Consider the following 11,203-nt stretch of genomic DNA (forward strand, 5'->3'; position numbering starts at 1 on the left):
CGGCCTTGCCCCCGGCTAGCGGCGACGGGTGTCGTCGTCGGTGCCGTCGGTCTCGATGCGTTCCTTACGCACCTCTTCGTCGACCCTGACTTCGTCGGTGACCGTGTCCTTTTCCAGCCGGACACGTTCCACGGGGACGGTCTCCTTCTCCACGACGGGCCGTTCCTCGTGGAGCGTGACCTCGTGTTCCTCGTCGCTCAGATCCGGGCCGGACATGGCGTCGCCGCGGTTGGCGTCGGTGATCGGTTCGCGCTCGATGCGGACTTCCTCGCGCTGGACCGGAACGGTCTGGGTAACATTTTCCGTGGTGACGTACTTGCGCAGCCTGGCCCGGCCCGTCGCCTGCTTCTCGGTACCGACATGCAGGCGCTCCTCGGAGCGGGTCATGGCGTCGTCGGTAGTGGGACCGGAGGTGTCCCGGCCTACCGTGCCCGGGGCGTCCTCGGTGTACGTGCCGCGGGCGTCGTCGGTGCCGTACTGCCCGGTAGTGCCGGTGCCCGTGCCGGCAGCGGTGTAGTCGGTATCCCGGCCGGTTGTGGCGTCGGTGTAAGTCCGTCCGCCGCCGCCCAGCTGATAGTGCGCGTAGAGCCGGTCCTCCTCTGCGGGCTCCAGGTAGCCGTCCACGTCAACCCGCGGGGCGTCCTTGATCTGGTCCTTCGTGTAGGGGACCACAATGTCGTCACCCTCCACCCGGGCCGCTTCAAGCGGGACGAAAGTTTCGGAGGAGCCGAACAGGCCGGTCTTGGCCGTCACCCACGTGGGGCGGCCGCTGTCATCATCGGCGTAGACCTGGCCGATGGAGCCGATTTTGTCTCCGTCAGTCGAAACGACATTTCCGCCGCGGCTGAGCAGGTTGTTGAGTTGTTCTTGGGCGAGCATGGTATCTCCTTCTCGATCGATGTCTTTTGGAGGGTACGGACGCCCGTGTTGAGCGTGATCCGTGCGGCCCTTAACGATTTAACCTAAGCATGCTTATTAATCTTTGGCAAGGCCCCCGAAGCGTGCAGCCGCAGGCGGGGCGGGTGCTTTTCCGTGCCGGTTTTGGCGGTGGGCTGCGGCCGGCCCCGCCGCACGGCCCGCAGCTCCGTGCGAGGAGTGCGGGCGAGTCCTACGGGGTCACCACTCCGGTTTCGTAGGCGATCAGCACGGCCTGCACCCGGTCGCGGGCGTTCAGCTTGGCGAGGATGTGTCCCACGTGGGTCTTCACCGTGGCCTCAGACAGGAACAGCCGGGCGGCGATCTCCGGGTTCGACAACCCGCGGGCGATCAGCGTGAACACCTCGCGTTCCCGCGGGGTCAGCGACTCGACCGCCCGATGGTTCCGGCTGAGGGACGGGCCGGGGGTGCGCAGCAGCGGTGCCACATGGTTCAGCAGCCGCCGCGTGGTCGACGGGGCGATGACGGCGTCTCCCCGGTAGACGGTGCGGATGGCCTCCAGCAGCTCCTCCGGCGGCGCGTCCTTGAGCAAAAACCCGCTGGCCCCGGCCTGAATGGCGGCCAGCGCGTATTCGTCCAGGTCGAACGTGGTCAATACCACCACCTTCAGCTCCGCCCGGTCCGAGCCGTTCGGCTGCGCGGCGGCGGTCTCGAGCAGCCTCGCGGTCGCCTCAATCCCGTCCATGCCCGGCATCCGCACATCCATGAGTACGACGTCGGCGCGCACCTTCGCGAGCGCGCTCACCGCTTCGCGTCCGTCGCCTGCCTCTGCCACCACGTCGAGGTCGGGTTGGGAGTTGATCAGCATTTTGAAGCCGCCGCGGACCAGCTGCTGGTCGTCCACCAGGGCAACGCGGATAGGGGAGTCGGTCATGTGGATCTTTCTGGTTCGGCGGTCCAGCGGACGGCGAAGGTTCCGCCCGCAACGGCGGCCCGCCCCGGCGGACGTGCCGGGGCTCAGGCTTCGGTGTAGGGGATGAAGGCGCGGACGCGGTATCCGCCGCCCGTGAGCGGGGCGGCCTCCACGGTTCCATCGTAGAGCGCCAGCCGTTCGGCCATCCCCGTCAGGCCCTGCCGGCTGCCGGCGGTGGCGGGATCGGCGGCGGCGCCCCGGCCGTCGTCGTCAATCTGCAGGCCAAGTCCGCGGGCGCTCCAGTGCAGGCGGACCCGGGCGGAGGCCTCCGGACCGGCATGCTTGAGCACGTTGGTCAGGCCCTCCTGCACCACCCGGTAGGCGGTCAGCTCGGCGCCGGCCGGCATCGGGCGCCGTGGCCCGCCTGACTGTTCCAGCTGCACCGTAAGCCCGGAGCGCCGGACGGTTTCCACGAGGGTTTCCACATCGGCCAGCGTCGGCAGCGGCCGGGTAGACGCGACCTCGTCCCCGCGCAGCACACCCAGCAGCCGGCGCATGTCCCGCAGAGAGGTCCGCCCGGTCTCCGCGATGGTCGCCAGGGTATCCGTGGCCACCGCGGGGTTCTGTGCGCTGGCGTACCTGGCGCCGTCGGCCTGCGTGATGATCACCGAGAGCGAGTGCGCCACAATATCGTGCATCTCGCGGGCGATGTGGCTCCGTTCGTCGGCAGCGGCCAGGTCCCGCTCCTGCTGCCGCTCCACCTCCAGCCGGCGGGCCCGGTCCTCGAGCGCCTGCACGGTGAGCCGGCGGTTCCGCACCAGGTCGCCGAAGGTCCAGCAGACCAGCACCACGGCATCAATCGCCACGAGTGCGATCAGGTAAAACGGGGCCGCGCCCGCGTTGAACGGATCGGTGATCAGGTACCGCACCACGTACAGGGCACCGCCCAGCAGCGCCAGCACCAGTCCGCCCAGGCTCGCCCAGCGCGGTCCGTAGGCTGCCAGCGAGTACACCGTCGCCAGGACAAAAATGTGGGCCGGAACCGGCTCGGCCAGCAGCGCGACGTTGAGCAGCGCGGCTACGGCCATGGCCACGCCCGATTGCCACGGGCGGGTCCGGCGCCAGGCGAGGGGGATGACCAGGAGGGCAGAGAGGAAGAACGGCGCCATGCTGCCCATCGCCACGTAGGACAGCGGCAGCACGGCGAACGCCGCCAGCATCAGGATCAGGTCGACCTTGCCGGTGTTGGCCTGGAGCCAGCGGTAGAGGTTGTGGTGCATGCCCATGACGAGAAACTCTAGGCGCTGGCGCCCGCGGTCCGCGTCATGCCCAGGTCTGAGCTGAAGCCCGAGGTGTTCACATTTTGGGACGGTTTGCCCAGAATGTGGAATGGTTTCCTAAACTTGAAGCCATGAGCGCAGCAGCAAAGGCATTCTCCCTGGCAGTCATTCCCGGCGACGGCATCGGACCGGAGGTCGTGGCGGAGGCGGTAAAGGTCCTCACGGCGGCCACTGCCGACGGCGGCGCCACCTTCGACCTGACCGAGTACCCGCTGGGCGCCGAGCACTGGCTGGCCACCGGCGAGACCCTGCCCGAGGAGACGCTGGAGCGGCTCCGCAAGCACGACGCGATCCTCTTCGGCGCCGTCGGCGCCGCCCCCGGCGACACCCGGATTCCGTCCGGCGTCATCGAGCGGGAGATGCTGCTCAAGCTGCGCTTCTCCCTCGACCACTACGTGAACCTGCGCCCGGCGAAGCTGCTGCCCGGCGTCCCCAGCCCGCTGGCAAACCCGGGCGAGGTGGACTTCGTCGTCGTCCGCGAAGGAACCGAAGGGCCCTACGTGGGCAACGGCGGCGCGCTGCGCGTGGGCACCCCGCATGAAATCGCCACCGAGGTCTCGGTCAACACCGCCCACGGCGTGGAGCGCGTGGTCCGCGATGCCTTCCGCCGCGCGTCCGGCCGCCGCAAGAAGCTCACCCTGGTGCACAAGCACAACGTGCTGGTCCACGCCGGGCACCTGTGGCGGCGCACCGTGGAGACCGTCGGCGCCGAGTTTCCGGATGTTGCCGTCGACTACCTGCACATCGACGCGGCCACCATCTTCATGGTCACGGACCCGGCCCGCTTCGACGTGATCGTCACCGACAACCTGTTCGGCGACATCATCACCGACCTGGCCGCCGCCATCACCGGCGGCATCGGCCTGGCGGCGTCCGGGAATATCAACATGGACCGCACCGCGCCGTCCATGTTCGAACCGGTTCACGGCTCCGCGCCGGACATCGCCGGCCAGCAGAAGGCCGACCCCACGGCGGCCATCCTGTCCGTGGCCCTGCTGCTGGAGCACCTGGGCCTCGCCGACGCGGCCGCCCGCGTGCAGCAGGCGGTGGAGCACGACGTCGCAACCCGGGGGAGTGCCTCCCGCACCACTGCGGAAATCGGCGATGCGATCACCGCCGCTTTGGCAGTAGGGTAGTTAACGGTTACTAACCAGAATCATTATTTGACGCACAAGGGCGTGCCCTCACCGCGGAGGAACCATGACTGAACCCCTCGAATTCACCCAGCAGCTCTCGGAGCGTCCGAAGAGCGCCGAGGAGCGCGCCGCCATCTTGGCGAACCCGGGCTTCGGCAAGCACTTCACGGACCACACGGCCGTCGTCGACTACAAGGTCGACGCCGACGGCAAGGGCAGCTGGTCGAATGCGCGGATCGAGCCGTACGGACCCATCATGATGGATCCTGCCGCCGCGGTGCTGCACTACGGCCAGGAGATCTTCGAGGGCCTGAAGGCCTACCAGCACGACGACGGGTCCGTCTGGACCTTCCGGGCCGAGGCCAACGCCGCCCGCCTGAACACCTCGGCGCGCCGGCTGGCCCTTCCGGAGCTGCCGGAGGAAACCTTCATCGAGTCCCTGCGCCAGCTGGTCACCACCGACAAGGCGTGGGTGCCCTCCGGCGACGGCGAAGCGCTGTACCTGCGTCCGTTCATGATCGCCACCGAGGCGTTCCTGGGCGTGCGCCCCGCCCACGAAGTGTCCTACCGCGTGATCGCCTCGCCGGCCGGGAACTACTTCGGCGGCGAGCTCAAGCCGGTGTCCATCTGGCTCTCCGAGCGCTACTCCCGCGCCGGCGAGGGCGGCACCGGGGAGGCCAAGTGCGGCGGCAACTACGCCGCGTCCCTGGCCGCGCAGCTGGAAGCCGAAGCCAACGGCTGCCAGCAGGTGCTGTTCCTGGACAAATTCAACGACAATGCCATCGAAGAACTCGGCGGGATGAACGTGTTCTTCGTGTTCAAGGACGGCAGCCTGGTCACTCCGGAGCTGAACGGCCACATCCTGCACGGCGTCACCCGTTCCTCGGTGATCGAGCTGGCCAAGGACCGCGGCCTGGACGTGCAGGAGCGCAAGATCACCATCGACGAATGGCGCGACGGCGTGGCGGCGGGGGACATCACCGAAGCCTTCGCCTGCGGCACCGCCGCGGTGATCACCCCGATCGGCGAATTGAAGGCCGACGGCTGGAGCATCGCCTCGCCGAGCGCCGGGTCCGGCGACGTGTCCATGTCCATCCGCCAGGAGTTGCTGGGCATCCAGACAGGCGCCGTGGAGGACTCGCGGGGCTGGCTCACCCGCCTGGCCTGACCTGACCGCCGGCCTGGCCTGACCGCCGCTTCCGTTCGGGTCCCGGCCGGGCCACACTGGGTCCATGACGGTGGCGGCGTACGTCCTGGCGGCGCTCTTCGGAGTGATGCTGATTGCCGTTGGCGCGGCGGAGGCCTTCTTCTACCGCGACCAGCGCTTCCACCGGTTGTTCCTCATCCGACCGGAGGACGTGGGCGCCGTGCGGCTGTGGACCATTAACGTGGGCTTCTACAACATGGTCTGGGGGCTGGGCGCCCTCGCGGGCGTGCTCATCGCCGCCGGCGGCCGCCCGGCCACCGGCGAGACCATCATCGTCTTCACCTGCATCGCCCACGTGATCCTCGGGGCCGTGCTCTGGTTTTCGGAACGCCGCCTGTGGCAGAGTGCGCTGGCCCAGTCGGTCCTGCCGCTGGTGGTCCTGATCCTGTTGTTCCTCTGACGCAGGACCACGACGGCGGGGCACACCTTCGACGCCCGCCCACCTTCCTTCCGGGCCCGCCCACCTTCCTTCCGGGCCCGCCCACCTTCCTTCCGGCGTACCCCCGGGGAGCGCGGGAAGGTGCTGCGGCTAACGCTTCCGGGCGGCTGCCTTGCGCTCTGCGGCCTTCCGAGCCTTCTTGGAGACGGGCTTGAGCGCTTTGCGCTCGGCCTCTTCGGCGGCGATCCGGTTCTTGCGGGCATCCACCAGGTCGTTCCACAGGGCGGTGGCGAAGCTGCCGCCGTCCCGCGCGTAGACCTCGTACGGGAACGAAGCGAAAATGCCGGCCGGCGCCGCCGTCCCCGGGAGTTCCTTCCCGCTCTTCAGCGCGTAGGCGTCGCCGAGGGCCCAGGTCTCCGACAGGAAGCGGGCCAGGTTCTCGCGGATAAACACATTGGCGTCCGGGGCCTCGGCAGCCTGTTCCAGCAGGGCCTGCAGCCGGGAGGACGCCAAGGCCGCTGCGGCTTCGGCGGTATCCGCGCCGCCCGCGGCGGCGGCCTCGAGCTCGGCGGAGAACTCCTGGACGGCGGTTTCCCAGTCGGTCGTTTCGCGGTTTTTCTGCCAGGTGGGGAACCACACAATGTCCCCGTTGGCGTGGTTATGGATGTGCTGCATCCCGCTGTTGCGCTCGGCCACCGCATGGTCGTGCTCGGCCACGTCATATTCGGCCAGCAAATCGGCCAGGGACGTGGTGTTCTGGGTATCCGCCATGAAGTTTTCCTATCCTGCAGCTGCAAATGGTTCCATCAAGGGCAACCCGGCCGCAGCCCGGACTTATTCCGTCTCCACCCCGGCAAGGCGTCCGGCGTGCGTCGCCAGCCACTGACGCGCCTCGGCCTCGTCGTCGAAATATCCCGTCGGGAAGTCATCCTTCGCGAAAATCCGTACGAAGAAGCTGGCGAGCACCCGATCGACCGCCCCGTTGCCGAGCACCGCGAGGGCAACGCACGGCGTGAAGGTATCGGCGATCAGCCGCGCCTCCGGAGTCACCCAGCGCACGCCGGCCATTTTCAGCAGCACCGCTACCTGCCGGTCCCCGGCGACGTCGAAGAGGTGGTCGACGACGTGCTGCGCGAGCTCGGCACCGACGCTGAGGCCGCGCCGGACAGTCAGCACCAGGAGCCCATCCCGGCCGAGCTGCACGTCGTACTCTGAGTGGACTTCCGCGAGCACTGATCCCCCATCCGGCCGGGAAGATGCGCGCATCGCCCAGCCTTCGTCCGGCCGCCGTTGGCGGGACTGCAGGTGCCTAGCGTAGCGAACATGGTCAAGCCACCGGTACGGGCCCGGCACGTGTGACGGACGGTGTGGGCGAGTGTGACGGATGCCGTCCGGCCCGGCGGGAATGACGACGGCGGCGGCGGGCTCCGGCGGATGCCTCTTGGGGCGCCGGCCTGCGGCGCGCGGCGGGGAGTGCGAGGATGAATCCTGTGACCGCTGAACAGAATCCCTCCCTTATCCGCAGCAGTGAACTGACCCGGTACCGGCTGGCCCCCAACCCGGGGCCGATGAGCCTGGACGGCACCCAGTCCTACCTGATCGCCGCCCCGGGGAACGGGGGAGTGGCAGTAGTCGATCCCGGGCCGCTGGACGAGGAGCACTTGGCTGAGCTGGCGGCGGCGGGGGAGGTGGAACTGGTGCTGATCACCCACCACCACATCGACCACATCGAGGCGAGCGAACGCTTCCATGAACTGACCGGCGCCCCCGTGCGTGCCCTGGACGAAGCGCTCTGTTATGCCGCGGAACCGCTGCGGGACGGCGAGGTGATTCGGGCGGCCGGCGTCGAGATCCGGGTGCTGGCCACGCCGGGCCACACGGCGGATTCGGTGAGCTTCCATCTTCCCGACGACGGCCCCCACGGCTCGGTGCTCACCGGCGACACGATCCTGGGCCGCGGCACCACCATCATCGCCTACCCCGACGGCAGGCTCGGCCCGTACCTGGATTCGCTGGCCCGGCTGGAACTCCTCGGTCCGGCGAAGGTCTTGCCCGCGCACGGCGGCACGCTTCCGGACCTGTCGGCCATCTGCCGCGAGTACGCCGACCACCGCCGGCTCCGCCTGGACCAGATTCGCGCCGCACTGGAGCACCTCGGCGCCGACGCGACCGTCGGCGCGGTGACCGACCATGTCTACGCCGACGTCGATCCCGCGGTCCGCTTCGCCGCCGAATCCTCCGTCGCCGCTCAGCTCGAATACCTGCGCGGTTGAGAGGTGCAGGTTCGGGCCCGTCCCATTTGAAATCCGCGGGCGGGAAACCAGTAGGCTAAACCCATGCGCATAGCCCGGTTTGTCCTTGAATCCGACCCCCAGTACGGCATCGTCGAAGGCGAGGAGGGGAGTGAGCAGATTACCGTCATCGCCGGCGACCCGTTCTTCAACGGCATCCAGCCCACCGGTGCCCAACACAAGCTCGAGGACGTGCGGTTGCTCGCCCCGATCATTCCGCGCAGCAAGGTGATCGGCATCGGCCGCAACTACGCCGACCACATCCGGGAAATGGGCAACGAGACGCCGGCCGCCCCGCTGATGTTCCTCAAGCCCAACACCTCGGTGATCGGCCCGAACGAGCCGCTGGTCCTGCCTGAGTTCTCCGACGAAGTCTCCTACGAGGCCGAACTCTGCGTGATCATCGGCCGGATCTGCAAGGACGTCCCGGTGGAGCGCGTGGACGAGGTCATCTTCGGCTACACCTGCGGCAACGACCTGACCGCCCGGGACGCGCAGCGCACCGACAACCAGTGGGCCCGCGCCAAGGGATTCGACGGCTCGGCCCCGCTCGGCCCGTGGATCGAGACCGAACTGGACACCGAAGACCTGGCCATCCGCGGCCGGCTCGACGGAGAGCTGAAGCAGGAGGGCAATACCTCGCAGATGATCTGGGGCGTCAAGGAACTGGTCTCCTACGCCTCCCAGGCCTTCACCCTGCTCCCCGGCGACGTCATCATGACCGGCACCCCCTCCGGCGTCGGCACCATCGAATCCGGCCAGCGCTACGAGGTTGAGATCGAGGGCATCGGCACCCTGTCCAACACCGCCCGCCGCTGATCCCATGCCGGCACGCCGCCGCTCCTTCGGAGTCTTTGCGCTCGGATCGCTGGCCACGTTTTCCGTGGCGGCCCGGGCCACCCACTACTGGGGCGGCCCGGACTGGCTGGCGGGGACGTTCCTGGCGGTCGGCATCCTGCTGGCGCTCTATTACCTCTACCGATACACCGCCGGTTCGCGCCGGAAGAAGCCGCACAAGAAGTAGCCGGGCCTCCGGCCCGGCCAGCGGCAGCGGCTTGGCAGACTAAACTGGAGCACATCATGACTACTGCTGCTGCCATCCCCACTGTTGACGACGAAACTCCCGTCCGTGTGCGCTTCTGCCCGTCTCCCACGGGCACGCCGCACGTCGGACTGATCCGCACCGCCCTGTTCAACTGGGCCTACGCCCGGCACACGGGCGGCACCATGGTGTTCCGGATCGAGGACACGGACGCCGCCCGCGACAGCGAGGAAAGCTATCAGCAGCTGCTGGAAGCGCTGAAGTGGCTGGGCATCACGTGGGACGAGGGCGTGGAGGTCGGCGGGCCGCATGAGCCGTACCGCCAGTCCCAGCGCGGCGACATCTACCGGGACGTCATCGCGAAGCTGAAGGAGGCCGGCCACCTCTACGAGTCCTATTCCACCCCGGAAGAAGTCGAGGCCCGGCACAAGGCCGCCGGCCGCGACGTCAAGCTGGGCTACGACAACTTTGACCGGGACCTGACACAGGACCAGATTGCCGCGTTCAAGGCCGAGGGACGCGAACCGGTGTTGCGCGTGCGGATGCCGGACGAGGACATCACCTTCACGGACCTGGTGCGCGGGGAGATCACCTTCAAGGCCGGCAGCGTGCCGGACTTCGCCGTCGTCCGCGCCAACGGCAAGCCGCTCTACACCTTGGTTAACCCCGTGGACGACGCACTGATGGGCATCACCCACGTTCTGCGCGGCGAGGACCTGCTGTCTTCGACTCCTCGCCAGATCGCGCTCTACCGGGCCCTGGTGGACATCGGCGTGGCCCGCTACATGCCGTTGTTCGGCCATCTCCCGTACGTGATGGGCCAGGGCAACAAGAAGCTTTCCAAGCGCGATCCCGAGTCCAACCTGTTCCTGCACCGGGAGCGCGGTTTCATCCGGGAGGGCCTGCTCAACTACCTCTCGCTGCTGGGCTGGTCGCTGTCCGCCGACGAGGACATCTTCACCATCGACCAGATGGTGGAGGCCTTCGACATCCACGATGTGCTGGCGAACCCGGCGCGCTTCGACCTGAAGAAGGCCGAGGCCATCAACGGGACCCATGTGCGCCTGCTTGAACCCGGCGACTTCAAGCTCCGGCTGATCCCTTACCTGCAGCATGCCGGCCTGGTCGGGGAGTCGCTGACGGAACGCGAGCAGATGATCCTGGCCGACGCCGCGCCGCTGATCCAGGAGCGCATCACCCTGCTGGGGGAGGCGCCGGAGATGGTGGCGTTCCTCTTCAAGAACGACGACGAGATCGAGGTCGCCGACGACGCGCGCAAGGGCCTGCCCGAGAACCTGGCGGAAGCCCTGGACGCCGCGCTGGCCGCGCTGGAGCCGCTCGAGGAGTGGACGGCAGAGAACATCCAGGCGGCCCTGCGGTCGGCCCTGGTCGAGGGCCTGGGGCTGAAGCCGCGGCTGGCCTTCGGGCCGGTGCGCACCGCGGTCTCCGGGCGTCGGATTTCGCCGCCGCTTTTCGAGTCCATGGTGATCCTGGGCAAGGACTCCTCCCTGGCGCGGATCAAGGCCTTCCGCGGCTGAGCGCGCCCCGGGCGACGCGCGGCCCGGCTGCCGCGCGTTGCTCGTTTTGCACTTTCGAGCAGGCATCCGGTAAAGTAATTACTCGTGCTGAGGCGCCAGGGAATGGGTAAAAGCCCGTTTCCACCGGCTCCGAAAGTGCCAGTGGGATATGGTGTAATTGGCAACACAACGGTTTCTGGTACCGTCATTCTAGGTTCGAGTCCTGGTATCCCAGCGCTACAGTCTCCGCTCCGGCGGGGACTGGATTGTGTGGAGCGAAAACTCCGCGCAAACCTACGGCCCCATCGTATAGCGGCCTAGTACGCCGCCCTCTCACGGCGGTAACGCGGGTTCGAATCCCGCTGGGGTCACGGTCCGCAAGGGCAAGGCAGTGCAGGCCTTCAACTGTGCAAGCTATGCGGCCCCATCGTATAGCGGCCTAGTACGCCGCCCTCTCACGGCGGTAACGCGGGTTCGAATCCCGCTGGGGTCACCAACAGCC

The 11,203-nt window shown here is 68.1% G+C and carries 12 protein-coding genes and 3 tRNA genes; 10 read left to right on the plus strand and 5 right to left on the minus strand.

Going from position 1 to position 11,203, the window contains the following annotated elements; all coding sequences use genetic code 11:
- Positions 1 to 15 precede the first annotated feature (15 nt).
- From AC5RTY_RS09870 to AC5RTY_RS09880, 3 genes are all read right to left on the minus strand, one after another.
- A complete protein-coding gene (locus AC5RTY_RS09870) occupies positions 16 to 879 on the minus strand; it encodes a DUF2382 domain-containing protein (RefSeq protein ID WP_494012347.1) in 864 nt (287 codons plus the stop codon).
- A 229-nt stretch (positions 880 to 1,108) separates the two neighbouring features.
- Positions 1,109 to 1,810 carry a response regulator gene (locus AC5RTY_RS09875; protein ID WP_494139467.1) on the minus strand — a complete coding sequence of 234 codons (702 nt, stop codon included), beginning with the start codon at positions 1,808 to 1,810 and terminating at the stop codon, positions 1,109 to 1,111.
- A gap of 83 nt (positions 1,811 to 1,893) precedes the next feature.
- Positions 1,894 to 3,075, minus strand: a complete 1,182-nt coding sequence (locus tag AC5RTY_RS09880) for a sensor histidine kinase (RefSeq protein ID WP_494139468.1) — start codon at positions 3,073 to 3,075, stop codon at positions 1,894 to 1,896.
- A 125-nt stretch (positions 3,076 to 3,200) separates the two neighbouring features.
- Here AC5RTY_RS09880 and AC5RTY_RS09885 point away from each other — a divergent pair, with 125 nt between their 5' ends.
- The 3 genes from AC5RTY_RS09885 to AC5RTY_RS09895 all read left to right on the plus strand — a co-directional run bounded on the left by AC5RTY_RS09885 (position 3,201) and on the right by AC5RTY_RS09895 (position 5,872).
- The gene (locus AC5RTY_RS09885; RefSeq protein WP_494000022.1) at positions 3,201 to 4,265 is read left to right on the plus strand and encodes a 3-isopropylmalate dehydrogenase; all 1,065 of its coding nucleotides are present in this window, start codon (positions 3,201 to 3,203) and stop codon (positions 4,263 to 4,265) included.
- A 64-nt stretch (positions 4,266 to 4,329) separates the two neighbouring features.
- Positions 4,330 to 5,433, plus strand: a complete 1,104-nt coding sequence (locus tag AC5RTY_RS09890) for a branched-chain amino acid aminotransferase (protein WP_494049791.1) — start codon at positions 4,330 to 4,332, stop codon at positions 5,431 to 5,433.
- 64 nt (positions 5,434 to 5,497) lie between these two features.
- Entirely contained in the window at positions 5,498 to 5,872 is a 375-nt protein-coding gene (locus AC5RTY_RS09895) for a DUF1304 family protein (protein ID WP_494101482.1), read from the plus strand.
- 129 nt (positions 5,873 to 6,001) lie between these two features.
- Here the strand turns inward: AC5RTY_RS09895 and AC5RTY_RS09900 are convergent, their stop codons facing one another.
- Both AC5RTY_RS09900 and AC5RTY_RS09905 read right to left on the minus strand, forming a co-directional pair.
- Positions 6,002 to 6,622: a hypothetical protein gene (locus AC5RTY_RS09900; protein WP_494139469.1), complete on the minus strand. Its 621-nt coding sequence runs from the start codon at positions 6,620 to 6,622 to the stop codon at positions 6,002 to 6,004.
- A gap of 63 nt (positions 6,623 to 6,685) precedes the next feature.
- Positions 6,686 to 7,117 carry a DUF7793 family protein gene (locus tag AC5RTY_RS09905; RefSeq protein WP_494139470.1) on the minus strand — a complete coding sequence of 144 codons (432 nt, stop codon included), beginning with the start codon at positions 7,115 to 7,117 and terminating at the stop codon, positions 6,686 to 6,688.
- A gap of 215 nt (positions 7,118 to 7,332) precedes the next feature.
- On the opposite strand from AC5RTY_RS09905, the gene AC5RTY_RS09910 reads away from it, so the two are divergent.
- The 7 genes from AC5RTY_RS09910 (at position 7,333) to AC5RTY_RS09940 (ending at position 11,197) form a co-directional block, all read left to right on the plus strand.
- Complete coding sequence (locus tag AC5RTY_RS09910) at positions 7,333 to 8,124, plus strand: MBL fold metallo-hydrolase (protein WP_494139471.1); 792 nt, start codon at positions 7,333 to 7,335, stop codon at positions 8,122 to 8,124.
- A 63-nt stretch (positions 8,125 to 8,187) separates the two neighbouring features.
- On the plus strand, positions 8,188 to 8,961 hold the full coding sequence (locus AC5RTY_RS09915; RefSeq protein WP_494101485.1) for a fumarylacetoacetate hydrolase family protein: 774 nt from the start codon (positions 8,188 to 8,190) through the stop codon (positions 8,959 to 8,961).
- A gap of 4 nt (positions 8,962 to 8,965) precedes the next feature.
- On the plus strand, positions 8,966 to 9,166 hold the full coding sequence (locus tag AC5RTY_RS09920) for a hypothetical protein (protein ID WP_494073774.1): 201 nt from the start codon (positions 8,966 to 8,968) through the stop codon (positions 9,164 to 9,166).
- A 56-nt stretch (positions 9,167 to 9,222) separates the two neighbouring features.
- Positions 9,223 to 10,722, plus strand: a complete 1,500-nt coding sequence (gene gltX, locus AC5RTY_RS09925; RefSeq protein WP_494073775.1) for a glutamate--tRNA ligase — start codon at positions 9,223 to 9,225, stop codon at positions 10,720 to 10,722.
- A 142-nt stretch (positions 10,723 to 10,864) separates the two neighbouring features.
- A tRNA-Gln gene (locus tag AC5RTY_RS09930) sits at positions 10,865 to 10,936 on the plus strand.
- Positions 10,937 to 10,999: 63 nt separating this feature from the next.
- Positions 11,000 to 11,072, plus strand: a tRNA-Glu gene (locus tag AC5RTY_RS09935).
- Positions 11,073 to 11,121: 49 nt separating this feature from the next.
- Positions 11,122 to 11,197: transfer RNA gene (locus tag AC5RTY_RS09940), tRNA-Glu, on the plus strand.
- Positions 11,198 to 11,203 lie beyond the last annotated feature (6 nt).

The organism is Arthrobacter sp. Y3224055 (assembly GCF_059090825.1).